The 24687-nt window shown below is 47.0% G+C and carries 26 protein-coding genes; 25 read left to right on the top strand and 1 reads right to left on the bottom strand.

Features of this window, described 5'->3' with window-relative positions:
- Positions 1-147 precede the first annotated feature (147 nt).
- The 5 genes from E0496_RS10370 to E0496_RS10350 all read left to right on the top strand — a co-directional run bounded on the left by E0496_RS10370 (position 148) and on the right by E0496_RS10350 (position 4096).
- Positions 148-681, top strand: a complete 534-nt coding sequence (locus tag E0496_RS10370) for a Rieske (2Fe-2S) protein (RefSeq protein WP_141501483.1) — start codon at positions 148-150, stop codon at positions 679-681.
- 16 nt (positions 682-697) lie between these two features.
- The gene (qcrB, locus tag E0496_RS10365; protein WP_053376377.1) at positions 698-1369 is read left to right on the top strand and encodes a menaquinol-cytochrome c reductase cytochrome b subunit; all 672 of its coding nucleotides are present in this window, start codon (positions 698-700) and stop codon (positions 1367-1369) included.
- Between the two features lie 18 nt (positions 1370-1387).
- A complete protein-coding gene (locus E0496_RS10360) occupies positions 1388-2263 on the top strand; it encodes a menaquinol-cytochrome c reductase cytochrome b/c subunit (RefSeq protein ID WP_141501482.1) in 876 nt (291 codons plus the stop codon).
- Positions 2264-2551: 288 nt separating this feature from the next.
- Positions 2552-3181 (top strand): DUF1405 domain-containing protein, encoded by a 630-nt coding sequence (locus E0496_RS10355; RefSeq protein ID WP_141501775.1) that lies wholly within the window; start codon positions 2552-2554, stop codon positions 3179-3181.
- A gap of 42 nt (positions 3182-3223) precedes the next feature.
- Positions 3224-4096 carry a sporulation protein YpjB gene (locus tag E0496_RS10350; protein WP_161601362.1) on the top strand — a complete coding sequence of 291 codons (873 nt, stop codon included), beginning with the start codon at positions 3224-3226 and terminating at the stop codon, positions 4094-4096.
- A 4-nt stretch (positions 4097-4100) separates the two neighbouring features.
- Here the strand turns inward: E0496_RS10350 and E0496_RS10345 are convergent, their stop codons facing one another.
- Positions 4101-4967, bottom strand: coding sequence for a YitT family protein (locus tag E0496_RS10345; RefSeq protein WP_141501480.1), 867 nt, complete (start codon positions 4965-4967; stop codon positions 4101-4103).
- A gap of 184 nt (positions 4968-5151) precedes the next feature.
- Here E0496_RS10345 and E0496_RS10340 point away from each other — a divergent pair, with 184 nt between their 5' ends.
- From E0496_RS10340 to E0496_RS10245, 20 genes are all read left to right on the top strand, one after another.
- A complete protein-coding gene (locus E0496_RS10340; RefSeq protein WP_139999530.1) occupies positions 5152-5487 on the top strand; it encodes a nucleotide pyrophosphohydrolase in 336 nt (111 codons plus the stop codon).
- A 54-nt stretch (positions 5488-5541) separates the two neighbouring features.
- Entirely contained in the window at positions 5542-6087 is a 546-nt protein-coding gene (locus E0496_RS10335; RefSeq protein WP_141501479.1) for a tetratricopeptide repeat protein, read from the top strand.
- Positions 6088-6092: 5 nt separating this feature from the next.
- Positions 6093-6899, top strand: a complete 807-nt coding sequence (gene dapB, locus E0496_RS10330; protein WP_141501478.1) for a 4-hydroxy-tetrahydrodipicolinate reductase — start codon at positions 6093-6095, stop codon at positions 6897-6899.
- A 30-nt stretch (positions 6900-6929) separates the two neighbouring features.
- Entirely contained in the window at positions 6930-7352 is a 423-nt protein-coding gene (gene mgsA / locus E0496_RS10325) for a methylglyoxal synthase (protein ID WP_141501477.1), read from the top strand.
- Positions 7349-8047, top strand: coding sequence for a bacillithiol biosynthesis deacetylase BshB1 (gene bshB1, locus E0496_RS10320; protein ID WP_141501476.1), 699 nt, complete (start codon positions 7349-7351; stop codon positions 8045-8047). Before mgsA ends, bshB1 begins: the two co-directional genes overlap by 4 nt.
- 63 nt (positions 8048-8110) lie before the next feature.
- Complete coding sequence (gene bshA / locus E0496_RS10315) at positions 8111-9274, top strand: N-acetyl-alpha-D-glucosaminyl L-malate synthase BshA (protein WP_141501475.1); 1164 nt, start codon at positions 8111-8113, stop codon at positions 9272-9274.
- A gap of 32 nt (positions 9275-9306) precedes the next feature.
- Positions 9307-10584 carry a CCA tRNA nucleotidyltransferase gene (locus E0496_RS10310; protein ID WP_141501474.1) on the top strand — a complete coding sequence of 426 codons (1278 nt, stop codon included), beginning with the start codon at positions 9307-9309 and terminating at the stop codon, positions 10582-10584.
- Positions 10585-10670: 86 nt separating this feature from the next.
- Positions 10671-11645, top strand: coding sequence for a biotin--[acetyl-CoA-carboxylase] ligase (locus tag E0496_RS10305; protein WP_141501473.1), 975 nt, complete (start codon positions 10671-10673; stop codon positions 11643-11645).
- A gap of 265 nt (positions 11646-11910) precedes the next feature.
- The gene (gene panB, locus E0496_RS10300; RefSeq protein WP_141501472.1) at positions 11911-12825 is read left to right on the top strand and encodes a 3-methyl-2-oxobutanoate hydroxymethyltransferase; all 915 of its coding nucleotides are present in this window, start codon (positions 11911-11913) and stop codon (positions 12823-12825) included.
- Positions 12822-13772 (top strand): pantoate--beta-alanine ligase, encoded by a 951-nt coding sequence (panC, locus tag E0496_RS10295; RefSeq protein WP_141501471.1) that lies wholly within the window; start codon positions 12822-12824, stop codon positions 13770-13772. The genes panB and panC overlap by 4 nt, the downstream gene beginning before the upstream one ends.
- Positions 13699-14082 carry an aspartate 1-decarboxylase gene (panD, locus tag E0496_RS10290; protein WP_141501470.1) on the top strand — a complete coding sequence of 128 codons (384 nt, stop codon included), beginning with the start codon at positions 13699-13701 and terminating at the stop codon, positions 14080-14082. Before panC ends, panD begins: the two co-directional genes overlap by 74 nt.
- Before the next feature lie 146 nt (positions 14083-14228).
- On the top strand, positions 14229-14906 hold the full coding sequence (locus E0496_RS10285; RefSeq protein ID WP_206669742.1) for a hypothetical protein: 678 nt from the start codon (positions 14229-14231) through the stop codon (positions 14904-14906).
- A gap of 16 nt (positions 14907-14922) precedes the next feature.
- A complete protein-coding gene (gene dinG, locus E0496_RS10280; RefSeq protein ID WP_141501468.1) occupies positions 14923-17829 on the top strand; it encodes an ATP-dependent DNA helicase DinG in 2907 nt (968 codons plus the stop codon).
- A complete protein-coding gene (locus tag E0496_RS10275; protein ID WP_141501467.1) occupies positions 17826-18482 on the top strand; it encodes a redox-sensing transcriptional repressor Rex in 657 nt (218 codons plus the stop codon). The genes dinG and E0496_RS10275 overlap by 4 nt, the downstream gene beginning before the upstream one ends.
- Complete coding sequence (locus E0496_RS10270) at positions 18463-19764, top strand: amidohydrolase (protein ID WP_141501466.1); 1302 nt, start codon at positions 18463-18465, stop codon at positions 19762-19764. Before E0496_RS10275 ends, E0496_RS10270 begins: the two co-directional genes overlap by 20 nt.
- A 32-nt stretch (positions 19765-19796) precedes the next feature.
- Positions 19797-20294, top strand: a complete 498-nt coding sequence (locus E0496_RS10265; RefSeq protein WP_141501465.1) for a hypothetical protein — start codon at positions 19797-19799, stop codon at positions 20292-20294.
- Positions 20295-20408: 114 nt separating this feature from the next.
- Complete coding sequence (locus tag E0496_RS10260; protein WP_141501464.1) at positions 20409-20939, top strand: hypothetical protein; 531 nt, start codon at positions 20409-20411, stop codon at positions 20937-20939.
- A 1-nt stretch (position 20940) separates the two neighbouring features.
- Positions 20941-22434, top strand: a complete 1494-nt coding sequence (locus tag E0496_RS10255; RefSeq protein WP_141501463.1) for an AAA family ATPase — start codon at positions 20941-20943, stop codon at positions 22432-22434.
- 55 nt (positions 22435-22489) lie between these two features.
- The gene (locus tag E0496_RS10250) at positions 22490-23458 is read left to right on the top strand and encodes a 3-hydroxyacyl-CoA dehydrogenase family protein (RefSeq protein ID WP_338325836.1); all 969 of its coding nucleotides are present in this window, start codon (positions 22490-22492) and stop codon (positions 23456-23458) included.
- Entirely contained in the window at positions 23458-24675 is a 1218-nt protein-coding gene (locus tag E0496_RS10245) for an acetate/propionate family kinase (RefSeq protein WP_141501462.1), read from the top strand. The genes E0496_RS10250 and E0496_RS10245 overlap by 1 nt, the downstream gene beginning before the upstream one ends.
- Positions 24676-24687 lie beyond the last annotated feature (12 nt).

Here is a 24687-nt window from a genome sequence, read left to right as displayed (position 1 = left end):
GGCATTTTGATAACCATGCAAATATGAAGCCATATTCTTGACGCTCCTAAGCACCTAGGCTATTATAAGTTATGTCCTAGTTCGTCATGTGTTTTTGCCCTGCGGCAAGACGCGAGATATGGTTGGCAAAGGGGGTTAGAACAGAAGATGAGTAACCATGAACAACACGAGACCGCGCATCGACCGGTTCAGCGCAAAGAAATGTCCCGGCGTCAATTTTTGTCATATACGCTTGGTGGCACAACTGCATTTATGATGGGCGGCGCGGTATTGCCAATGGTTCGTTTTGCAGTGGACCCGCTCCTTGAGAAGAAGGGCGAGGGCACTTACGTAAAAGTTGTGGAAGAGAGCAAAATTACGAACGAACCGCAAGAATTCAAATTTAAAATTCATCAAATCGACGGTTGGTACGTCAGTGATCCAGAGCTTGCAGCATGGATCTCGAAAGATGCAAACGGTACAATTTTTGCTCTGTCACCAGTTTGTAAGCACTTAGGCTGTACAATTGGTTGGAACACAAAGGGGAAAAATGAGTACGATTGCCCTTGTCATGACGCACGCTACACGCAAGACGGGAAAAACCTTACGGTTGCCCCAAATCCATTGGATGAATACGAAGTGAAGCTTGAGAACGGATTCGTATACTTGGGTCCAGTAATGCCGAATACAAGAACGAGTTAAGGAGGGCGTATTGCAGATGTTTAAAAGTGTATACAACTGGATCGACGAACGTCTTGACATTACGCCGCTATGGAGAGATGTGGCTGACCACGAAGTGCCTGAGCACGTTAACCCGGCACATCATTTCTCTGCATTCGTTTATTGTTTCGGCGGCTTGACGTTTTTCATCACAGTCATTCAAATCTTGTCCGGTATGTTCTTGACGATGTATTATGTTCCGGACATCATTAACGCTTATGCGAGCGTTGATTACCTGCAGCACAAGGTAGCATTCGGACAAATTGTTCGAGGCATGCACCATTTTGGGGCAAGCTTAGTTATCGTAATGATGTTCCTACATACCCTCCGAGTGTTTTTTACCGGTTCTTACAAGGCACCGCGCGAAATGAACTGGGTAGTCGGAATGCTAATCTTCTTTATTATGTTAGGCCTTGGATTTACAGGTTACCTGCTTCCTTGGGATAACAAAGCTTACTACGCAACAAAAGTTGGTGTCCAAATTGCTGAATCCGTACCGGTGATCGGACCGTATCTCGCTTCATTCCTATATGGGGGCGATATCGTAGGCGCGCAAACACTAACACGTTTCTTTGCGATCCATGTATTCTTCTTGCCTGGCGCTTTGATCGCAATGTTGGCAGCGCACTTTATCATGATTCGGAAACAAGGTATTTCTGGACCACTTTAAGCGAAGGGAGGCTTACTTATGGCGCATGGTCATAATTCGAACGAGAAGGTTGTCTATGTAGGCGACTCGCGTGTCAAGAAAAACAACCATCCGAACATTCCGCCGGACTATACATCATTCCCAGGTAAATCGGAAGCATTTATTCCGAACTTCCTGCTTAAGGAATGGATGGTCGGCTGCGTCGTGCTGGTTGGCTTTCTAGTGTGGGTCATTGCTGAGCCGGCTCCGCTTGGTTATCCGGCAGATCCGACGAACGCTGCTTTCATACCGATGCCAGACTGGTACTTCTTGTTCTTGTATCAATTTTTGAAATACCCGTACGTTTCGCAAGATTACATCTTGCTCGGTACGGTTGGTATACCGGGTGTTATGTTCGGAGCTTTGCTGCTTGCACCGTTTTTGGATACAGGTAAGGAGCGCCGCTTCTACCGCCGTCCAATCGCGTCATCTTTGATGGGCTTAACGCTTATCGCATGTGTTTATTTGACAGTTGTATCTTGGGATCACTACCAGCATCAATTGGAAATTAACGGACAAGTACCGGAGCATATTGAACGGGAAGAGAAGGCTCGTGAAGCTGCGGAAGCAGGGAAAGAGCGTCCAAACTACACGAAACCAACCGTGGAAGCTTCACTTGTTGACGCCAATGATCCCGCAATGGATATTGCGAAGCAAGCACAATGTGTTGGCTGTCACGCCGCTGATCTTAAAGGTCAAGGAAATGCACCAAGCCTAATCGGTGTAGGTGACAGATTGTCGAAAGAGCAACTTGTTGAGACGATTACTAATGGGCGTGGCAATGGTGCAATGCCTTCATTTAAAGAGTCACTCTCGACTGAAGAGATTGATGAGCTGTCCACTTGGCTGTCCAAGCAAAAAGCGACAGCTGAATAAACCGTTTGAGAAAAACCTGATCGTATTCCACGGTCAGGTTTTTTTTTGAAATATAAGAATGTATAAGTTTGTTAGCTTATAAAAGGCTTATATATCACCGTCAAAGCTACTTCAGCGTCTAATGGACGCCGAAGGCGTTTTTGCTTGAAATATAAGAATGTATAAGTTTTTTAGCTTATAAAAGGCTTATATTTCATCGTCAAAGCTACTACAGCGTCTAATGGACGCCGAAGGAGTTTTTGCTTGAACCAAGAACATTTTAAGAGGTCGAAGGAGAAGTGGTTCAACATGCTCGCTTATTTCTGGAGCCGCGAATTTTTGCTTAGCCGTGCATTTTTATGGCCGTTGTTTCTTGTTAATTTGGGAGGAACGATTTACGGTTACATCTGGTATGAGAGCCAGTTGATCGATACGCTTGATAACCATCCGCTGTGGCAAATCGTTTTTGTTCCTGATTCGCCTACCGCTAGCTTGTTCTTTACGCTCGCGCTTCTCTATTTCCTGTTCCCGTCACGCCATCCTTCAGCTCTGGCCAAAGTGGGCCGCAGTATAATAGAAGCTTTGGCCGTCGTCTGCTCGGTGAAATACGGGATATGGGCTGTTTCAATGATTCTAGCAGGAGCGTGGCAGGGAGCCGAGCTGAATTGGCAGCATTTTATGCTGATGGCGTCCCATCTGGGTATGGCTTTTGAGGCTTTGCTCTTTTTTAGATTTATGAAAGCAGGCCTCGCAGCACTCGTTGTTGCAACGGGTTGGCTTCTTCTCAATGACACGGTCGACTATACATATGGTGTATTTCCGTATCTAGCTGACCAGTTGGATGATGATTTAAACGCTGTCCGAGCTTTTACATATGGTTTATCCTTCTTTAGCCTCGTCGCAGCCGTGCTGGTCTGGCGCTTTAGAAAGAAGGTATAACGTTGGACATCCCCTCATAGATTGTACTATGGGGGGATGTCCATGAAGATGCGGTTATTTATTCCATTCGTCATATGTATCCTCATGACGACCGGCTTGGCAGGAACAGTATGGGGCGGCGCCCCAGCAGACAAAGCATTTTCCGCAAACCAATTTTCAACGAGCTCATTTGACCAACTGGAGCGGTTGGATCAAATCGCAAGTTCCTTATATGAAGCTGCTCATGCGAATAACCGTCAAGCGGGCTACCAGCATGTACAGCAGTTGCAGCATGTCATTGCAAGTGAACTCAAGGTGGCTTCCGGGCAACCAGAGGGCTGGCTTGTGATTGGACAAGATGCGGCAGCCATAGAGAAGACTCTTCTAAACAGTCAGACTGGATCAGGATGGCTTATGGAAGCCGCACGTATAAGGCTGGCATCGGATGCACTGGTTCGGCCCGAGCATGCGTTGTGGCTGCAATATGAAAAGGTTATGCTGGATGATCTGACGCGAGTAGAGAAAGCTTGGAAGCGTCAGACGAATGACGGAGCCGTTGCAGCGCGTGCCGCAATGAGAAGCTTGGAGGAGCATGCTGGAAGGATACAGCCAGCTTTGACCCTATTGTATGGGAGCAAGTATGAGGCTGAGACAAGGGAACGGATTCGGTATACGAATCTGCTGCTGGAAGCGAGCGCAAACAATAGGACCAACGATGCCACAGTCGACCAATCGATTACGGCACTTAAAGAAGCGGTCATGCGTTTATTTGATCAGAGCGGACGAGCGGATTCACTGCCGGCGATAGCCGTCGTACCAACTTCAAATCCACTTAGCTGGACGCTGTTTATGGGAGCCCTTATTTCAGCTATTCTTACTTACTCGGGCTGGAGGAAATACAAAGTTAATCCGTTTGGAGTAAAGCCGTTACCGTAATTAGCTATTCTTCTTTAAAGCCTTCGCCGAGTACATCCTGCACTTCATTGATAACGATAAAAGCACGGGGATCTATATTGCGAACGATCAGTTTCAGACGGCGGATTTCCTGCCTCTGTACGACGCAATAGACGATCTCTTTTTGTTGTCCGGAGAAGGCGCCTTTTGCAGGAATAAGCGTGACTCCCCGCTCTAGCTCTTGTGTAATTGTAGCTGCAATCGCCTCGCCATGCTCGGAGATGATAGAGAAGGCCTTCGCAGCATAAGCGCCATCTTGAATGAAATCGATCAGCTTAGAAGCGATAAATACGGTAACGAGTGTGTAAAGCACTTTTTCTATAGAAATATAAAACAACGAAATTCCGATAATGAGTGCATCAAATGTCAAAATAATTTGGCCCATGCTGATCCCCTTCGACCGGGACAGGATCCGAGCGACAATGTCTACACCTCCAGTGGTGCCTCCGAACCGAAAAACGATGCCAAGCCCTGTTCCCAAGGTCACGCCTGCGTAAAGAGCGGCTAACATGTAATCATACGAACTTGTGAAAGGGATAAGCCATTTATGGTCGATAAGTTGCTCCATTAAGGCAAGGAAGCCTGACAAAGCAACAATGCCGATAAGCGTATACATCATTTGACCGCGGCCAAGTGCTCTCCAGCCGAGGAAAAACAACGGAATATTCAATACGAGGGTCGAGACGGAAAGCGGAAAGTTCGCTGCATAATTAAGCAATACAGCGATACCAGTAACGCCGCCTTCCATTAATTGGTTAGGGATGACGAAATAATGCAGTCCAAACGCATAGATTGCCGTGCCCAGTAGTATCGGAATAACGATTCGCATTTGCCTAACTATTTTCGCGATCATGTAACACTCCCTCATTTATTTTTCAGAAAGGTTGGCCTTACGAACAGCATAGTCAAGTTGTGAATTGGAATCATCGGCTCAGGAGTAGTATGGCTTAATTACGTAATTCGAAAAACATTGATTTTGAATAGAGCTTTACGTTAACATAGTGAGGTATAGCTATCGACGGAAAGGAAATGTAGCGATGTCCGAAAAAACATTATCAGATATACAGCGAGAAGTAGATGATTACATTTCGCAATTTAAAGAAGGCTATTTTAGCCCGCTTGCCCTGATGGCTAGAATGTCAGAAGAAGTTGGCGAGCTTGCTCGCGAAGTGAATCATTATTATGGAGAGAAGCCCAAAAAAGCGGATGAAGCGGAAAACACCGTAGAAATGGAGCTAGGCGACATTTTATTTATTCTTTCCTGCTTCGCTAATTCGCTCAATATTGATTTAACGGAAGCACATAATAAGGTTATGCATAAATTCACGACCCGCGATGCCAATCGTTGGACGAAGAAAATAACCGAACTGTAAACAAGCTCCTTACATATGCTGTACCATCAACCTGTGTACAAGGAGGATGGGCAGATGGATGGAGAGAGCTGCATCAAAAAGGCTTATGAATATATTTTTAATAGTGATTTCGAGCAGGCGATTTATTGGTTCGAGCAAGCGATAGCAGCAGAACCTGAAAATGCGTTTTATTATCATATATGTGCTGTGTCATGCGCGCGCAGCGGCAAGTGGATGAAAGCGAAGCAGCATGCCGAGCACGCTTTGCAATTAGAGCCTGAACAGGCGGAATACCAATATCATTTACAGACAGTTGAGGCAAAGCTATTGCTTGCTGAAGCGGATATTCTGCTGGCAAAGGTTCCGCCAAAACTGGATGAAGCTGCAGAGCTTTTGGAGAAGGCTGCGATGCTTGATCCGCTTAGCTTTGGAGCGTATTACACGCTTGGCGTATTATATGCCTCCCGCGGCCGGTACGACCAAGCGACCAAAAATGCGCGCGAAGCGGTGCGGCTTGATCCAGGCCATTCGGCTGCAAGAAGACTGTTTGCCGACGTGAATCGCAAAAGGCGGTTGCTGTATATGAGCACAAATGCGAGTAAAAGAAAAAGGAACAGGTGAATAGCATGACGATACAAAAAATACGAGTGGCAGTAGCAGGAGCTAGCGGAAGAATGGGACGCGAGGTTGTGAAAATGGTGCTGGAGGATGAGACGCTTCAATTGGTTGCTGCCGTCGCTCCTTCGGCGGGTCCCGTAGACGCCGGTATATTTGCCGGAGTGGCCAATACAGGTGTTTTAGCAAGTGCCACGCTTGAGGAAGCGCTAAGCGGCGCCAAAGCGGATGTGCTGGTTGATTTTACAGTTCCGCAAGTGGCATATTCCAATGCTAAAACATCGATAACATTTGGTGTCCGTCCCATTATGGGGACAACCGGATTTACGCCTGAACAGATCGAGGAGTTGGACGAGCTTTGCCAAGAGAAAGGCATTGGAGGATTAATTGCTCCGAATTTCTCAATAGGTGCGATTCTGATGATGAAGTTTGCGGCTGAAGCATCCAAGTATTTGCCACATGTTGAAATTATAGAATATCACGGCGACCAGAAGCTTGATGCCCCTTCAGGCACATCGATCAAAACAGCTGAGCTGATCTCACAGGCGCGTATGGAGCTTAAACAAGGCAATCCCAAAGAGGAAGAAGTGATTGAAGGCGCACGAGGCGGCTACTATAACGGATTCCGTATACATAGCGTCAGACTCCCAGGCGTATTTGCACAGCAAGAAGTTGTATTCGGCGGCCACGGACAAACGCTCAAAATCCGTCATGATTCCTATGACCGTGCGGGCTATATGCCAGGTGTAAACGTTGCTGTCAAGAAGGTCATGTCCTACAGCGGCTTAATTTATGGCTTTGAACATATCATGGATTAGTTTGATTCGGCAGCAGGAGAGGGGAACGGAATGTTAAACATCGCATTTATCGCACATGATCGCAAAAAAGAGGAAATCGTAAACTTTGTTATTGCTTACGAGAAAGTATTTGTGCCGCACAAGCTTTATTCTACGGGTACAACTGGTACCCGGATTATGGAACAAACCGATCTCTCTATTCAACGCTTTATGTCTGGACCCCTTGGCGGAGACCAGCAAATTGGCGCTTTAGTAGCGCAGAATGAGATGGATTTGATTATATTTTTGCGCGATCCCCTAATGGCGCAGCCGCATGAGCCGGACATTATTGCCTTGCTTCGACTATGCGATGTTCAGGGTATCCCTGTTGCAACAAACGTAGCTACAGCCGAATTATTGGTCAAAGCGCTGGAGCGCGGTGATTTTGCTTGGCGTGAGCTTGTCCATAAATATAAACCAGGTATTGCGGAATGATTGAGGCGCTGGATATTCTCGTATTTGGCGCTCACGCAGACGACGCCGAGATTGGAATGGGTGGAACGATTGCCAAGCATGTTCAAGCAGGCATGAGGGTTGGCGTATGCGATTTGACTGAAGCGGAGATGTCCTCCAACGGTACGGTTGAGTTGCGTAAGAAGGAAGCGACAGATGCGTCTCATGTCCTTGGTCTTGCGATGCGCTCCAACCTTGGATTGCCAGACCGCGGGCTTGAGCGAACGAAGCAGCAGATCGAGCGAATCGTTGCAGAAATTCGCAAGTATCGGCCTCGTGTCGTATTCGCTCCTTATTGGGTGGACAGGCATCCAGACCATGTGGCTGCAAGCCAGTTAATTGAAGAAGCTGTATTTAATGCCAAGCTTCGCCGGTATATGCCGGAGCTGCCTGCCGTTTCGGTATCGCAGCTGATTTATTACTATATAAACGATGTAGACCAAGTGTCTTTGATTGTAGATATCAGCGAATTTCAAAAAACAAAGCGAAATGCGCTGCTTGTTTACCGTTCCCAATTCGAAGCAGCTGGAGCCGGCTCAGACCGTGTTGCTACGCCGCTTACGAACCATTATGTGGAACGGGTAGAAGCGCGTGATTCGCTGCTCGGACAAGCAAGAGGCTGGGCGTATGCCGAGGGCTTTGCGATAAAGCGACCTCACGCGGTACAATTATTTTGATATTCGTACAGCTCTTGTTTAATACAATAGATATACGTGACGAACACAGGAGGCGCGACAACATTGGCGAGAAAATTAAAGATTGGCATAACCTGCTACCCAACCCTGGGCGGTTCAGGTGTCGTTGCTACTGAGCTTGGGAAGCTGCTCGCAGAACGAGGTCATGAAATTCATTTTATTACTCACAGCATCCCTTTTCGATTGGGTCACTTTAATAAAAATATATTTTACCATGAGGTCGAGGTTAACGATTATTATGTGTTCCGTTTCCCGCCTTACGATCTGGCTTTAGCGAGCAAGATGGCTCAGGTAGCCAAGATGCAGCAGCTCGATTTGCTGCATGTCCATTACGCAGTCCCTCATGCAGTTTGTGCCTATTTAGCCAAACAGATGAATGGTGACGGCTTGAAGACGGTTACAACACTTCATGGAACAGATATTACGGTGCTTGCTCAGGATGAATCCTTGAAAAACCTAATTCGGTTAGCGATCCACCAAAGCGACGCTGTTACCGCTGTTTCCATGGATTTGATTAATGAAACCAGACAATTGCTGGATATTACAACGCCAATCGATTTAACTTACAACTTTGTCGACAAGAGGGTATACTACCCGCGCGACGTTGTATCGCTGCGCTCAGATTTTGCTGAGCCGCACGAGAAAATTTTAATGCACATTTCCAACTTCCGTCCCGTTAAGCGTGTTGGTGATGTCGTAGATATTTTTGCTCAAGTATCACAGAACGTGCCGTCTAAGCTTTTGCTAGTAGGCGAAGGGCCAGAGCTATCAAAAATTCAATGCAAAATCCAACAGCTTGGGCTGGAGGACAGGGTTCATTTCCTTGGCAAGCAAGAAGATGTAGCACAGGTCATTTCAATGGCCGATGTCCTTTTGCTTCCCTCAGAGAAGGAAAGTTTTGGTCTTGTTGCGCTTGAAGCGATGGCTTGCGGCGTTCCGACGATCGGTTCGGATGCTGGCGGTATCCCTGAGCTTATTACGCATGGTGAGACAGGTTTCCTGTCGACAATTGGCGATGTGGAGGATATGGCCAAGAACGTAGAGCGGCTGCTGCTCAATGAGAAGCTGCATGCGCAGTTCAAAGAGGCTTGCATATTCAGAGCGCGAAATGAATTTTGCAATGATGTGATTACAACGCAATATGAGCAAATTTATTACCGGGTACTGGGCATTGAGGCGGATTTGCCGATTGCAGTGTGCAGCGATTAATCCAATAGTTTTTATGAAGGAAGGCGGTCGTTATTCACCTATCATTTCCTGAACCAATTGCGGCTGCCTTGCCGATCATTGAGCGGCTTCGAGAGAATTATTTCGAAGCCGTTTTTGTTGGCGGAGCAGTCCGAGATTCGGTTTTAGGCTTATCCATTAAAGATGTGGATATTGCTACTTCAGCCCGTCCGGAGCAGGTGCTTGGATTATTTGAGCGCTGCATTCCGACGGGATTGCAGCATGGCACCATAACGGTTGTCCACGAAGGTGAAACCTATGAGGTAACGACCTTTCGGCTGGAATCTGCTTACGAAGCCCATCGCAAGCCGGAAAGCGTGGAGTATATTACCGAGCTGGATGGTGATCTGCTGCGGCGCGATTTTACAATGAATGCGATGGCGCTTGGGCTAGACGGAGTGCTTTATGACCCCTATGGTGGGGTGCAGGATTTGAAGAAACGACGGCTCCGTTCCGTAGGTGATGCCAATGCACGTTTCCAAGAAGACGCACTTCGGATGCTGAGGGCTGTCCGCTTTATCGGCATCTATCAGCTGCGGCCTGCTCATCACACTTGGCGGGCGGTTTTGCAGCACTGTCATTTAATGCGCTTTATAGCGCTTGAGAGGGTTCAGGTGGAATTAGACAAAATGCTTGCGGGAGCCGTGCCTCAAAGGGCGCTGAGATTTGTTGCCGCAAGCGGGCTTCTCTTTCACTTGAAAGACTCACTTGGGCCTGACATAGAATTTGCGATGAAGGAAGCAGAGCAATCTGCCTTTAATAAAAATCTGTTTGAACGTTTGCATGAACTGACCGATTTGGATTTGCGCTGGGCTTTCATCGCCATCGTATTAAACCAGTCCACTGAAACTGCCAGTCATGCTTTGCAGGTGCTTCGCTTTCCGACTGGTCGAAGCAGAAGAATTGCAGCAATTGTACAAGTGCATTTTGACATGTTATCTAATGTAGAGCTTTTCCAAGGGCGCGAGTTTCAAAGACAATGGGTGAAACTTGTCCTTGTCAGCGGGCAAGCTGCAGCTAGTGAGTGGTTGCAGGTTGCCCGCGCTGCACATGCGGAGTCTTCAAGCTTCTCAAAGGAGCTTCTAAACGATTTGGAGCGCTGGCTGAACGAAATGACCATCTTATCTTTAAAACAGCTTAGCGTAAGCGGCAGAGACCTCATTAAGCATTTGCAGCGTGAGGCCGGACCATGGGTTAGTGAATGCTTGAAACGTTTGCTGTTTTTGGCCGCGATCGGTGAGTTGGAAAATGAAAAACAAGCATTGCTGCAAGAAGCAGCTATACAGCAATAAATTGGCTGGCCGAGACGGTTTGCTTGGGCTTGGCGATACCAAGCTCAGCGACCGGCTCAGCTGCGTCAACTAAGGAGGAACCATCTATGAATCACGAGCTACTGCTTCAATTGTTCGAGAATCGATCCGGTGAATACGTTTCGGGAGAGCGGATAAGCCAGGAGCTAGGAGTTAGCAGAACCGCGATCTGGAAGCAGATTCGAAAGCTGGAAGCGGCCGGGTATCAATTTGAAGCTTCAAGAAGACTAGGCTATAGGCTGCTAAGTACACCTGACCATATCGCTGTGGACGAGCTGTCCAACCGAATGACTACAGGTTTCTTCGGTCAAACCATTCATTACTTTGAGACAGTGGAGTCAACCCAAAACCTCGCGCGTGCAGCAGCGGAGGAAGGCGCAGCAGAGGGAACACTATTTATTGCTGAGCAGCAAGTAAGTGGCCGCGGCCGCATGGGCCGAAGCTGGGTATCACCCCGAGGCAAAGGGGTTTGGATGAGCATGGTGCTTCGACCGAAAGTTCCTATTCATTTTGCACCTCAGTTGACTCTGCTCACGGCGGTTGCGCTCTGTAGAAGCCTGAGGAGATTGACGGCTTTGCCAATCGGCATTAAGTGGCCAAATGATCTGCTTATTGATGGCAAAAAAATTAGCGGAATCCTGCTTGAATCTGCCGCCGAGGATGAGCGCCTGCGTTATGTCGTGGCAGGAATAGGCATTAGCGTTAATCTGGATGAAGCAGACTATCCTGCTGACTTGCTAGAGAAGGCAACATCGCTTCGGATCAGCAGTGGACAGAAATGGGCACGTGAAGATGTGATTTTTGAATTTTTGAAGGAATGGGAGCAGCTTTATGTCCTTTATCAAGAGCAGGGATTTGGTCCTATTGTGACGTTGTGGGAGGCGTTATCCGTATCGCTAGGCAAGCCGGCCCGTTTGGTTACACCTCAAGGTGATTTTGTAGGGGTTCCGATTGGACTCGACGAGAGCGGAGCCATACGAATCAAACTTGAAGACGGAACGGTGAGGCCTGTTTTCTCAGCGGAGATGGGCGAACCTATATAGCTTTTTGTGACCGTTTACGGATGACGGAAAGTTTGGTAAACTAGTTCTATCAGGCGGTATTCATGATGAAGCTGCACTGATGATGATTTGCAATATTAATGTAAATGGTTGGGAATGCACACTCTGCTCTGAGCCGTAGGGACCGAGACAGAAGGAAGCACTACAAGCAAACGTTTCCTTTTCAGTTTGGGGACCTTTTTAGCAGCGGCTAAAAGGTTTTTTTGTGTTTATCCTATCATTGAACATCGAACGGGGGATGAAGCTGATGAGGAAACGACTGACGATTACGAATATGAAAAAAATGAAGCAAGAGCGCAATGCGATTTCCGTTTTGACAGCTTATGATTATCCTTCAGCCAAGCTTGCTGAGGAAGCTGGAATTGACGTCATACTTGTCGGAGATTCATTAGGAAACGTCGTACTCGGATACGACACGACGATTCCTGTAACGATCGACGATATCGTTTATCATACAAGAGCGGTGGCCAGAGGAGCGCAAAATACGTTTATTGTAGCGGATATGCCTTTTATGACCTATGGAATTGGTCGCGAAGCGACGATGCGCAATGCGGCAAGGATTATGCAAGAAGGTGGAGCACAGGCACTTAAACTAGAGGGCGGCGAGGAAATTGCTTCCGATGTGGAAGCTCTTGTCAAAGCAGGTATACCCGTGATGGGACACATCGGGCTAACTCCGCAATCGGTTCATCAACTCGGCGGATATAAGGTTCAAGGCAAGCTCGATAAGGAAGCGGAGAAGCTGATTCAGGATGCCAAAGCACTTGAGCAAGCAGGAGCGTTCAGTATCGTCATCGAGCTGGTTACAGAATCATTGGCTACGATGATTAGCGATGTGCTCTCCATTCCAGTCATTGGTATCGGAGCTGGTCGCGGCTGTGATGGCCAAGTACTGGTGTACCATGATATCTTGCAATACTCGTCACCCTATTTCGAGAAAAAATTCGTAAAGACTTATGCGGATATTGGAACAACGATTCGCAATGCCATCCATTCTTATGTGGATGAAGTAAAAAATGGCAACTTTCCTGCTGAGGAGCATGTGTTCTCAGCGCAGCCGGCATCGATTCCTGCTTTATATGGAAGCACTGGTGCGGAAGCAGACAGTCAAGCTACACAGCAGGCGACCGGTCAAGCTAAAAAGGGGGTTCGGCTTACATGATCATATGCCGAACAAAATTAGAGCTGCAGGAGCAGTTGGCAAACCGTCGAAATGAGGGGAAAAGCATTGGTTTCGTGCCTACAATGGGTTTCCTTCATGAAGGCCACGCCTCTTTATTGCGCCAAGCCCATACCGAAAACGATGTAACCGTTCTTAGCATCTTTGTTAATCCTCTTCAATTTGGACCAAACGAGGATTTGGATCGATATCCTCGGGATGAGGAACGGGATTTGGCCTTAGCTGAGGAATGTGAAACGGATCTCGTTTTTATTCCAACTGTTGAAGAAATGTATCCGAATAAACCGCTAACTACCGTTATTGTAAACCAGGTTACAGACCGCTTATGTGGCGCTTCTAGACCGGGCCATTTCGATGGGGTGGGAACGGTAGTAAGCAAACTGTTCCATCTTGTGGCGCCAAATCGAGCGTATTTTGGCATGAAGGATGCCCAACAGGTCGCAGTCATTCAGCAAATGGTTGATGATTTGAACTTTCCGGTTCAGATCGTGCCTTGTCCGATCATACGCGAACCGGATGGTCTCGCGCTAAGCTCCCGAAATGTATATTTGAATGCAGAGCAGCGCGTTCAGTCCGTTACTTTGTCAGCTACACTACAATCTGCAACGGATTGGGCTCGCGAACCTGGCATGACGGTGGAGCGACTCGTCGCAAAGGTAAAGGTTGAGCTTAGCAAGGCAAGCGAAGCCATGATCGATTATGTTGAATTACTATATTACCCATCACTTGGGATACCTGAAGCCAAGGCAGACATCGGAAAAATAAAGAGACCTTTAATCCTGGCACTTGCTGTTAAATTTGGCGCAACACGCCTGATCGATAATCGGATTTTAGAAGGAATGGAGGTAAATGAACATGTTCAGAACGATGATGAAGTCCAAGCTGCACCGGGCAACCGTAACGGAAGCGAACCTGAATTATGTAGGTAGCATTACCATTGATGAAGATTTGATGGAAGCCGCTAACATATGGGAAAATGAAAAAGTACAAATCGTCAACAACAACAATGGCGCACGCTTTGAAACGTATGTGATCACTGGTGAGCGCGGCTCGGGTGTCATTTGCTTAAATGGGGCAGCGGCAAGGCAAGTGCAGCCAGGGGATCAGGTTATTATTATTTCTTATGCGATGATGACGGACACAGAAGCGAAGGAGCACAAGCCAATTGTGACCATCCTCGATTCGGATAACCGTCCGCTTCAAATGCTTGATCAAGAACTGCACGGAGCCATTTTGTAACCAATCATTCACGTGCGTTAATCCCTGCGTTATGTAACGAATGGGATGCCGTATGAAAAGCAGCGATAAAACAAAAAATGAACATAACACTCCTTAATTCTCTGGCGAAGGCGGGATGCGGTATGTTCCAGCATATGTTTTCATCCATGAACGACATGCTTGATCAAATTATCGAACATTATGAGTGTGCAGGTGCAAGTGAAAAGCAGCAGTATGATGAACAGATTATTGAACTAAAAAAGGTAAGTGATGCTTTTATTGAACAATGGCTTGAATTTGAGGAAAAGTTCGCAGAATTTAAAGAGCAGAACGATACAATTGATTCTGTCTTAGCGAGCACGGAGCCTTCTGCACAGCAGATCGTGCCCGCAATCGAATCAAGCGCCACCGGCATGCCTGATATCGAAATGTCGGATGAGCTTGCGGTTACGATATCAAAGGGACAAGGCTATTATAAGTTATTTATGTTCTCACAAGCAGCGGAGCAGTTCCAAACGGCAGTATTGCAATTGCCGGAGTGCAATCTGGCTAGGTTATTTCTAGGCATGACACAAATGCATTTGCAAAATTGGAATGAAGCCCAGCGGCATTTTCAATTATTGATTGTGTTAACGGACTTTCCCAAATGGCTTGCGATGGGCTATAATGCGCTAGGGTGCATTCAAGCTGTACGCATGAATATGGCACAAGCGGAACAGTTATTTATGAAAGCCTATGAGGTCTGTCCAAGCTTTAAGGATCCGTTAAACAATCTCAAATCATGCCAGGAAACACCTAAGCAGTTATCTTTATATTTTGGAAGCACGGAGCTGTGCTGTTTGTGAGAGGATCGGGGAATGAATGAAATTTGCAGTATTGGACTTAGAAACGACGGGACATAGCTCGGATGATGACATTTTGCAAGTGGGACTTGTCATCGTATCAGATGAGCTTGAAATTATCGATACGTTTAATTCCTTTGTTCGGCCTAATATCCCGATACCGGCTTTTATTACTCAACTAACGGGCATAGATGAAGCGGTAGTTGCGGATGCACCTGCTCTAAATGAAGTAATCGCAAAGCTAGTACCGTTATTAGATGATACCGTACTTGTTGCACACAACGTTGGCTTTGATGCCGGGTTTTTGAACCAGGCACTGGTTCGCTGCGGCTTGCGAGCCTTTGCAGGCCGCAGGCTCGATACGATTGAATTGCTCCGCATCTTATATCCAACATTGAATACGTATCAGCTCGGTGCTGTTTCCGAGCTTTTCGGCATCCAGCATGACCAGCATCACCGTGCGGATAGCGATGCGAGAGCGACTGCATTATTGTTAATCGAATCTGTCAAAAAGCTTCGTAAAATGCCGCTGCTCACCTTGCAGCGGCTATCTGCGCTTGTAGATGACGGTAGCGATTTAAGCTGGTTTATTAAGCATACGCAGCAGCAAATGGAGTATAGTACCGTTTTCGAATCCAACGAATATGATTACTTTAACCAATTTGCGCTTAAAGTCACGGAATGGAATGACGAACAGCCACCGCGCACCGGAAGCAGCAATGCTTTGCCGCTGACGGATGTGTCCTTCGATAACTATCTGGCTGATGTACGGCAGCGTTTTCAACAGAAATTTGACAATTATGAGGAACGTGAAGCGCAGGTTGCCATGTTCGAAGAGGTATACAGTGCACTGAACCAAAACCAGCATTTGCTCATTGAAGCGGGAACAGGGACAGGCAAATCACTGGGATATTTGATCCCAGCGCTCTATTACGGCATTCAAAATGGCAAAAAAGTCGTTGTTAGCACTCATACAATTAATTTGCAGGAGCAGCTGCGGCAGCGCGATATCCCATTGCTCGAAGAAATTTTGCCTTTTGAATTCAAAGCGTCCATTTTTAAGGGCAGAGGAAATTATTTATGCTTACGCAAGTTTGAAGGGAAAATTAATACGAAGGATTTGGTATCTCCAATTGATGATACGGTTACAGCCGCTCAAATGGTCGTATGGCTAGGCGAGACGGAAACCGGCGATCAGGAGGAGCTGAATTTTGGCAACAAGGGCGCGGAGTTTTGGTCAACGGTTGCGAGTGATACCGACTCTTGCCTGAATCGCGCCTGTCCTTGGTTCAAGCGATGTTTTTATCATAGAGCCAAGCATGAATCAAATATCGCAGACGTGACCATTACAAATCATTCCATGCTGTTTACCGACATTCAAGCGGATCACCGATTGCTTCCGGCCTACACGCATCTTATTATTGATGAAGCGCATCATGTGGAAGAGGTTGCCGGCAAGCATCTTGGCATGCAAATTAATTATTTCTCCCTCACGCAGGCGGTGGTTCGCCTATTCAAGGATAATCGTTCTGGCTTGCTTCCCGCTCTGCGTCAAAAGCTGATGTACGAAGACGACGCCCATCAGGCTTCATGGTTAGAAACGATTGATACGGTGATTCCCATCTTTCAAGAGATTAAGGAGCACTGGGATAAGCTGTTCGAGATGTTTTATAGCTTTACTTCAACATCCTCTGACGGCCCTACCGAAAATGGGCAATCGGTTTGCCGCTTAAAGAAGAATGAGCTGCCTGGCAGTTGGGAGGACAGCGTTACCGTCGAAGGAAATCTACATACAGAGCTTAATCGAGTATGCCGGACCGTTGACAAGATGGTAACGGACATCAAGGATCGTGTAGATGATTCTGGCGTTCAAGCCGTGATTACCGATCTAAATGGTGCGATTCGCGATTTGTCACGCTTAAAGGATGAATTGCGCACATTTATTAAGCTTGAGCTGTCGGATTCGGTTTTCTGGATTGAAGCAAGCAGTGTATATCGCTACCGATCTGTACAGCTGTATGGCGTGCCTGTTGATGTAAGTGCACAATTGCAAAAATATTTCTTTGATGTGAAGGAAAGCATTGTGATGACATCAGCGACCTTGTCCGTTCAAAAATCATTTCAGTATGCGGAGGAGCAGCTTGGACTTACCGGATACGAAGAACAGGGTCGGCTGAAAACCGTTCAATTGCCTTCGCCATTTAATTACAGGGAACAGGCGCTTGTCGTTATACCGCGTAATTTCCCTGTGTTGAAGGGTGCTGCGGTGGATGACACGTATATGGAGATGCTTGTCCAATCGCTTGCTGATGCAGCAAAAGAAACAAAGGGCAGAATGCTTGTTCTGTTCACCTCTTATCGGATGCTGAGGCAAGTGTATGATCCGTTAAAGGAAAAACTTAGCGCTTCCGGGATTCAGGTGCTTGGCCAAGGCATTGACAGTGGCAATCGGACCAAGCTTACAAGACGATTCAGGCAAACGCCGGAATCCGTTCTGCTTGGAACGAGCAGCTTCTGGGAAGGGGTGGATATACCAGGCGAGGCGTTAATTTGCCTGGCAATCGTGCGCTTGCCATTCCAGCCGCCTAACCATCCGCTTGCTGAGGCAAAGGCAGAAATGCTGCAGCGGCAGAAGCAAAATCCGTTCATGAAGCTTTCCATTCCTCAAGCCGTCATTCGGTTTAAGCAAGGATTCGGTCGATTAGTGCGAACCTCTCAGGATAAAGGCATCGTGATTATTTATGATACAAGAGTCATTGATACATTTTATGGTAAGCATTTCTTATATTCCTTGCCTGGCCCCAAAATAGAAACAATGCACACGGGGCAAATGATTGCGCGGATGCGGGAGTGGCTTGCTGAAGAAAATCAAGTTGTAACGCATATTGGCGAAGGCGCAGCAAGTGTTGAGGAGGAGAAACGATGAAGCAGACGAAAATATCGGAAGCTGTAGTCCGAAGGCTTCCGATTTACCTACAAGTATTAAACGAAATGCATAATCGTGAAATTCAAACCATTTCTTCACAGGATTTAGGCGTCAAGCTTGATTTGAATCCCGCTCAAATACGTAAAGATCTTGCTTATTTCGGAGATTTCGGTCGTAAGGGCGTTGGTTATGACGTCGTTTATCTCATAGAAAAAATCCGCCAAATTTTGAAGGTCGACCAGACGATCAAAGTCGCTCTGGTCGGTGCTGGAAATCTAGGCCATGCCTTGTGCAATTACAATAAATATTCAAAGGACAATATGCAAATCACGGCTGTGTTCGACGATCATCCAAGCAAGATTGGAACAAGCATCAACAATTTGATCGTATTGCCGATGAGCGAGCTTGTAAAAACGGTATCGGAGCAGAAAATTCGCATAGGCATCATCACGGTTCCAGCCTTTGAAGCGCAAAATGTCGCGAACCAGTTTGTTGAGGCGGGCGTCGAGGGGATCTTGAACTTCGCTCCAGCAATTTTGCGAGTACCCGATGAAATCCGAATACAAAATGCTGATTTCACGAAAGAGCTGCTTAGCTTAGCTTATTATTTAGTTCGAGAAGGAGAGATATTGGATGAGTCAAATTTGGATTGAGAATGGGTTATTTATTACAATGGATGACGCGAATCCATCATTTCAGGGGCATATGGTCGTTACGGATGACCGTATCACATACATAGGCACTGCGGTCCCAACAGAACTGACGGAATCAGTTGTGAAAATCGACGGCAGTAAGCTCGCCTTTATGCCAGGTCTCATTAATACGCATGGGCACGCAGCGATGAGTTTGCTGCGTGGATACTCCGATGACCAAAATTTGCAGGTATGGCTAGAACAGAAGATGTGGCCAATGGAAGGCAAATATGTGGATCAAGATACGAGTGCAGGCAGCGCATTGGCCATTGTGGAGATGCTTCGATCGGGAACAACCGCTTTCGTAGACATGTATGACCGTATGGATCGGGTTGCACAAGCGGTTGAGCAGAGCGGTATTCGCGGCGTATTGACCAGAGGCGTTATTGGCCTATGTCCACCCGAGATTCAAGAGGCAAAGCTGACGGAAGCGATTGCGTTTGCCCGGGATTGGAACGGGAAAGCAGACGGACGTATTACCACTATGATCTCCCCCCATGCTCCCTATACTTGTCCACCTGAATATATCGAACGTTTTGTTCAGGCTGCTCACGATTATAATTTGCCGCTGCACACTCATATGTCTGAAACGCTGGCAGAGGTTGAGCAAAATGTCCGTGATTACGGCATGCGTCCGGTGGAGCACCTAGATCGACTAGGCTTCTTCTCACGCCCTTCATTGGTTGCTCATGCCGTTCATCTAAATGATGCAGAAATTGAGCTTCTGGCTGCCAAAAATGTTGCGGTATCCCATAATCCCGTTAGCAATCTGAAGCTTGCCAGCGGCATTGCCCGCGTCCCTGATTTACTGCGTGCGGGTGTAACGGTATCACTTGGCACAGACAGCGCGGCAAGCAACAATAATTTGGATTTGTTTGAAGAGATTCGCTTTGCAGCGCTGCTTCATAAAGGGGTTTCAGGTGATCCAACAGCAGTGCCAGCTCTCGAAGCATTGAAGATGGGCACGGTATACGGTGCCAAATCCATTTGGCAGCAGGATAGCCTCGGCAGTCTGCAAGAAGGCAAGAAAGCGGATTTCATCGCTATCGATATTGAGCAGGCTCATTATTATCCGAAGACGGATATGGTTTCGCATCTTGTGTATTCTGGCTCTGGGCGCGATGTGCGGCATGTTTGGGTTGATGGACGCCAGGTAGTGAAGAACGGTGAATGCACCATGCTCGACGAAGAAAAAATTCGGTACGAGGCGCAGGCTAGCTTTGAGCGCTTGCTGAAAGACTAATGCGCGCGACGGCTAGAAAACGTCGAGCGTTCATGACGACGCAGCGATGGGTATTCGTCATTGTGGCAAGTATGATTCTGCTTGCCACCGTTTTATTCATTTATTTCCGTGATATCCAGCAGTCCCAATGGACAGCTAAGGATGAAGCAAGAAAACAAGCGGTGGAAGCTGCTGATCTTGTCCAGATCGAAAAGATTTATGAGCATATCTGGAACAAGAAAAGCTGGATAGTCCAAGGAAGCAATGAGCTGGATGAAGAGCTGTTTGTTTTTCTGGCAGAGGAGCAGCTGCCGGATGTAGTAAAAGCAGCGGACGGTGTTTCCGCTGAACAGATTAGTAATACGTTTAATACTAAAAAACCAAATGCAGCCGTACTAAGAATTCAACCCGGTTTGCTGAACAATACGCGAATTTGGGAAGTCTATTATAGCGAAAGCGATAATCCTAAGCATTATTATTATGATTTTTACAGTTTTGTGGATGGAGCGTTTATCGATTCTTATAAATTACCTGCAAAGACGGAGCCGTGAGGCTCCGTTTCCTTATATTGATGGACGAATCTCACAAGCAAACATGATATACTTTCGTATAGCGGAGTTGATATACGGATTGATCATATAAATGCTGTGGGAGGGATTTTGATTATGCTAAAACCTCGCGTGATACCTATCATCGTTACAGCCGCCATAACAGCTGTTGTCTTATTCGGCGGATGGGCGATATATAATCAAGTAGCCGTAGCGGCGCCACTTGAACAAGTCGTTAATGGCATTTCAGGCGTTGCATCATCAGATAAACCAATGATGAACCGGGACCAAGTAGATATTCGGTTATCATTAACGCCAGAAGCCAATCTCAAAGATGTGTATCAAAGCATTGCCAGCAACGGAAAAAAAGTATTTGGCGATCGAACACTCTCGCTAGTTTTTGATGGAGATACAAGCAAGCAATTGGATCAGCTCTGGAATAAATCCTTGTTTGCAGTTGCTGAGGCGATGGAGACCAAAACCTATTCCAGCATTCCGGCTGCGATGAACGAATCTGCCAAGTCGATGACAAACGTGACCGTAACGACCGAAATGGACGACATCAATGTTTATATAACGCTTAAAGATAAAGAAGCCGTAAAATACGTTGTTCTTCCGCGCAATTCTGCCCAACTGGAGGCATGGTAATATGCGTAAATATACAACAGAAATCATTATAGGTTTTATACCTGTTTTAATTATATTTTTTATTTATATCGGACAAAATGTTGTGCCTATGCTGCTCATGGGCATGTTAGGATTTGCTGTTGTCTACGCAGCACGAGGAAAAGGTAAATTGACCGCCCTATCGAGCCAGAAACGGCGTGTAGAAGCGAAATCGGCACCACTTACCTTTGAACAAATAGGCGGTCAGGAAAGAGCCAAGCAGGAGCTGGTAGAAGCGCTGGATTTCTTGGTTCACCAAGAGCAAATTGCGAAGCTTGGCATAAGGCCGCTGAAAGGGATCTTGTTATCGGGACCTCCGGGAACCGGGAAGACGCTGCTTGCAAAAGCTGCTGCCCAGTATACCGATTCGATTTACCTTGCAGCCTCCGGCAGCGAGTTTGTTGAAATGTATGTCGGCGTTGGTGCCGGACGAGTTCGTGATCTATTTAAAGAAGCGCGTACGAAAGCGAATAAGGCCAAAAAAAGCAGCGCTGTTATTTTTATCGATGAGATCGAAGTAATCGGTGGCAAGCGTGATGGCGGTCAGCAGCGCGAATATGACCAAACGCTTAATCAGCTGTTAACTGAAATGGACGGCATCTATGCGAATGAATCACCACGCATTTTGCTGATTGCGGCAACTAACCGCAAAGAGATGCTGGACAGCGCCCTGCTCCGTCCCGGTCGATTTGACCGCCATATTGGGGTAGAGCTCCCCGATAAGAAAGGCCGATTGCATATTTTGAACATTCACGCTAACAATAAGCCAATCGAAGAAGGCGTGGATCTGGCCAGAATTGCAACGGAATCCTTTGGTTTCTCCGGCGCGCAGCTGGAGAGCGTCATGAATGAAGCTGCGATTTATGCCATGAGAGAAAAAAGTGACAAAATAGCAGAAGCGCATTTATCGAGCGCCATTGATAAGGTTATGATGGGGGAGAAGACCGACAGGGAAGCGAGTAAGGAAGAACGAGAACGCATCGCCCTTCATGAGCTTGGACACGCGATCATGGCGGAGTTAGTTCGTCCTGGCAGTGTATCTCAGGTTGCCTTGTCTCCTCGTGGTCAAGCGCTTGGCTACGTACGTCATAATCCGCAGCAGGATCAATATCTTTATACGAAGCAATTTCTAAACGGTCAAATTATGATTGCTCTAGGCGGTGCAGCGGCTGAGGAGTTATTTTATGGGGAACGAAGCACCGGTTCCCGAGGTGACTTTGATCAATCGATGAACATCGTTAGAACACTCGTAGAGTCGGGATTAACGGAGCTTGGCATTATTGATGCTTCGATGATGACCAGAGAAGCATGGGCGGCTGTCAATCGCAGCATTTTGGATGAGCTGATGCTTGAGACGAAATCGATGCTCGAATCCAAACGAGAGGTATTCAAAATGTCCTTAAACACGCTGCTCGCTGAGGAAACGTTGAGTGGAAACGAGTTCCGGACGCTTCTTAGCAAGCACAAAGCCGCATGAAGCGTTTACAATATTACAATTTGAAGGCGGACGGCCAGTCTGCCTTCTATTTTTGATGAAAACCGTTATAATAAGAATGAACGATATTTGCAGAGAATGCTTCTCAATCAGTTATAAGCAGCATACTCGCCATATTAAAGGAGCTAATACATTGCATATCAAAACGGTAGGCGTAATAGGAGTAGGAACAATGGGGCAGGGAATTGCAGAAATGCTTGCCTCCAAAGGATTGGATGTTATTATTATCGAGCGCTCGGACGAGCGTCTTGCCTATGGCATACAAATGATTGAACTTAGTCTCGATAAGCAAATTGAAAAGTGGGCGCTCACGAAATCGGAGAAGAAGCTCATTATGAATAGAATTGAGTCAAGCCTGGGCTATGATAAATTATCAGACTGCGAGCTAGTGATTGAAACGATCACCGAGGATCTTGAGCTTAAAAAAGCGATTTTCGAAGATATAGATCGTATATGCGGGCCGGAAGTCATTCTGGCAAGCAATACATCCACGCTGAGTTTGACGGAGCTGGCAAGCGTTACAAAATATCCGGACCGTGTGATCGGCACGCATTTCATCTATCCGGTTTCCAAAATCGATGTTGTCGAAATCGTCCGCGGTTTGAAAACGTCCGAAGAGACATTCGTTCGCACGAAACATTTTGTGGAAGAGATCATTCATAAAAAAGGAGTCATGGTGTTTGAATCGCCAGGCTTCGTAACGACACGGCTTATTTGTTTGTTCATCAATGAAGCCCTCCATGTTCTGGAAGAGGGTGTCGCTTCCGCTGAGGATATCGATAAGGCGATGAGAATCGGTTATTCCTTCCAGCATGGACCTTTCGAGATGTGCGACCGCTTCGGGCTTGATTCCGTACTAGCTGCTCTTGACCGTATGTTCCGGGAGTACGGCGAGCTGAAATACCGTCCATCCATCGTTCTGAAAAAAATGGTGCGTGCCGGACATCTTGGTGCGAAGTCAGGCGTCGGCTTCTTCAAATATGATAAGGATGGGGATCGGATCTAATGAAAGTACTCGTAATTAATGCAGGCAGCTCTTCTTTGAAATATCAGCTTTATGACATGCGGGATGAATCGGTGCTGGCGAGCGGGCGCGTCGAGCGAATCGGAATGGATTCCTCCATCGTGACGCACGAGCCAGTAGATAAGCCAGAGGTTCGCAATGTCAGCGAAATATTGGATCATGTAACGGCAGTGAAGCGTGTCATTGATATGCTCACTCATCCGGAGTTCGGTGCAATCAGCCATTTAAACGAGATTGAGGCGGTCGGGCATCGCGTCGTACACGGCGGCGAAGTATTCAGCAGCTCCGTTCTTGTAACGCAAGAGGTTAAGCTGGAAATTCGCCGCTTGTTCGATCTTGCTCCGCTTCATAATCCAGCTCATATGATGGGGATTTCGGCTGTCGAAACGAATTTGCCCAATGTTCCACAGGCGGTTGTATTTGATACGGCGTTTCATCAATCGATGCCGAATACATCGTATTTGTACCCTATTCCTACGGTGTTATATCGTCGTCACAAAATTCGCAGATACGGCTTTCACGGCACGTCGCATTCCTATGTAAGTGCACAAGCAGCCCAATATTTGCAAAAACCGCTTGAATCACTTAAAATGATCACCTGCCATATCGGCAATGGCGCTAGCTGTGCGGCGATTTTGGACGGCAAATCATTCGATACTAGTATGGGGATGACGCCTCTTGAGGGACTCATGATGGGGACGAGAAGCGGCGATATTGATCCGGCGATCGTACCGTTTGTTATGAACAAAGAGGAATTGACATTGAATGAAGTTAATTCTATGCTTAACAAACACAGCGGCATGCTTGCCATTTCAGGCATCAGTAGTGACATGCGCGAGGTGACAGAAGCGATGCTCGAAGGCGACAAGAATGCCAAGCTTGCATTCGACATGTACGCTTACCGTGTGAAAAAATACATTGGCGCTTACGCAGCAGCTATGAACGGCGTGGATACAATCGTATTTACTGCTGGAGTAGGTGAAAACTCAGTAGCGCTCCGCCAAGCGATATGCGAAGGCATCTCGTTCCTTGGCATTGAGCTGGATGATGCACGGAACGCAGAACGCCGCAAGGATGCAAGGGCGATTACTACGGATAGCTCACGTGTGAAAGTGCTTGTCGTGCCTACGAATGAAGAGCTTCTGATTGCCCGAGATACCTACAACCTGGTGAAAGAAGCCGAAGCACAAACGACATAAAGTGGTTTAACC

The sequence above is a fragment of the Paenibacillus luteus genome, assembly GCF_006542765.1.
In the GTDB taxonomy this organism is placed as follows: Bacteria; Bacillota; Bacilli; order Paenibacillales; family Paenibacillaceae; genus Pristimantibacillus; species Pristimantibacillus luteus.
Note: the sequence above shows the minus strand (reverse complement) of the source record. Positions and strands in the feature narration are given on the sequence as shown.

Coding starts and splice junctions, on each gene's coding strand:
- E0496_RS10370 (WP_141501483.1), top strand. CDS start 148: ATGAGTAACCATGAACAACACGAGACCGCGCATCGACCGGTTCAGCGC.
- bshB1 (WP_141501476.1), top strand. CDS start 7,349: ATGATTGAGGCGCTGGATATTCTCGTATTTGGCGCTCACGCAGACGAC.
- dinG (WP_141501468.1), top strand. CDS start 14,923: ATGAAATTTGCAGTATTGGACTTAGAAACGACGGGACATAGCTCGGAT.
- E0496_RS10270 (WP_141501466.1), top strand. CDS start 18,463: ATGAGTCAAATTTGGATTGAGAATGGGTTATTTATTACAATGGATGAC.
- E0496_RS10335 (WP_141501479.1), top strand. CDS start 5,542: ATGGATGGAGAGAGCTGCATCAAAAAGGCTTATGAATATATTTTTAAT.
- E0496_RS10350 (WP_161601362.1), top strand. CDS start 3,224: ATGAAGATGCGGTTATTTATTCCATTCGTCATATGTATCCTCATGACG.
- E0496_RS10245 (WP_141501462.1), top strand. CDS start 23,458: ATGAAAGTACTCGTAATTAATGCAGGCAGCTCTTCTTTGAAATATCAG.
- E0496_RS10345 (WP_141501480.1), bottom strand. CDS start 4,967: ATGATCGCGAAAATAGTTAGGCAAATGCGAATCGTTATTCCGATACTA.
- mgsA (WP_141501477.1), top strand. CDS start 6,930: ATGTTAAACATCGCATTTATCGCACATGATCGCAAAAAAGAGGAAATC.
- E0496_RS10340 (WP_139999530.1), top strand. CDS start 5,152: ATGTCCGAAAAAACATTATCAGATATACAGCGAGAAGTAGATGATTAC.
- panD (WP_141501470.1), top strand. CDS start 13,699: ATGTTCAGAACGATGATGAAGTCCAAGCTGCACCGGGCAACCGTAACG.
- E0496_RS10360 (WP_141501482.1), top strand. CDS start 1,388: ATGGCGCATGGTCATAATTCGAACGAGAAGGTTGTCTATGTAGGCGAC.
- E0496_RS10285 (WP_206669742.1), top strand. CDS start 14,229: ATGAACGACATGCTTGATCAAATTATCGAACATTATGAGTGTGCAGGT.
- panB (WP_141501472.1), top strand. CDS start 11,911: ATGAGGAAACGACTGACGATTACGAATATGAAAAAAATGAAGCAAGAG.
- panC (WP_141501471.1), top strand. CDS start 12,822: ATGATCATATGCCGAACAAAATTAGAGCTGCAGGAGCAGTTGGCAAAC.
- dapB (WP_141501478.1), top strand. CDS start 6,093: ATGACGATACAAAAAATACGAGTGGCAGTAGCAGGAGCTAGCGGAAGA.
- qcrB (WP_053376377.1), top strand. CDS start 698: ATGTTTAAAAGTGTATACAACTGGATCGACGAACGTCTTGACATTACG.
- E0496_RS10305 (WP_141501473.1), top strand. CDS start 10,671: ATGAATCACGAGCTACTGCTTCAATTGTTCGAGAATCGATCCGGTGAA.
- E0496_RS10265 (WP_141501465.1), top strand. CDS start 19,797: ATGACGACGCAGCGATGGGTATTCGTCATTGTGGCAAGTATGATTCTG.
- E0496_RS10250 (WP_338325836.1), top strand. CDS start 22,490: ATGAAAACCGTTATAATAAGAATGAACGATATTTGCAGAGAATGCTTC.
- E0496_RS10275 (WP_141501467.1), top strand. CDS start 17,826: ATGAAGCAGACGAAAATATCGGAAGCTGTAGTCCGAAGGCTTCCGATT.
- E0496_RS10260 (WP_141501464.1), top strand. CDS start 20,409: ATGCTAAAACCTCGCGTGATACCTATCATCGTTACAGCCGCCATAACA.
- E0496_RS10255 (WP_141501463.1), top strand. CDS start 20,941: ATGCGTAAATATACAACAGAAATCATTATAGGTTTTATACCTGTTTTA.
- E0496_RS10355 (WP_141501775.1), top strand. CDS start 2,552: ATGCTCGCTTATTTCTGGAGCCGCGAATTTTTGCTTAGCCGTGCATTT.